The sequence below is a fragment of the Streptomyces sp. SID13726 genome (genome assembly GCF_010548375.1).
Taxonomy (GTDB): Bacteria; Actinomycetota; Actinomycetes; order Streptomycetales; family Streptomycetaceae; genus Streptomyces.
Map to the genome: position 1 here is coordinate 1 of NZ_JAAGLY010000730.1, position 401 is coordinate 401.

Below are 401 nucleotides of genomic sequence, written 5' to 3' on the forward strand. Positions count from 1 at the left end.
GTCGGCGCAGGCGAGGGCGACAAGGTCGCCAGGAGGGACCGATGAACACCCTCGACACGGTCTCCGACCCGGACACCCCGGATGCCCCGGACACCCTCGACGTCCGGGGGCTGCGACTGCGGCTGCCGGACGGCGCCCGGCCCGTCCTCGACGGGGTCGACCTCACCGTCGCCGCCCGGGAGACGGTGGCCCTGGTCGGCGAGTCCGGCTCCGGCAAGACCCTCACCTCGCGCAGCGTGCTCGGCCTGCTGCCGGCGGGTGCGCGGGCCCAGGGGTCGGTACGGGTCGTCGGCGACGACGTCCTCACCATGACCGCGGGCCAGCTGCGGGTCCTGCGCACGAGCACCGCGGCCATGATCTTCCAGGACCCGCGGGCCGCCATCAACCCGATGCGCCGCGTC

At 75.3% G+C, this 401-nt stretch carries 1 protein-coding gene; it reads left to right on the forward strand.

Features of this window, described 5'->3' with window-relative positions; all coding sequences use genetic code 11:
- Positions 1 to 41: 41 nt before the first annotated feature.
- Positions 42 to 401: ATP-binding cassette domain-containing protein (locus tag G3I78_RS49995; RefSeq protein WP_164437320.1), on the forward strand; the 360-nt coding region annotated here is incomplete at its 3' end.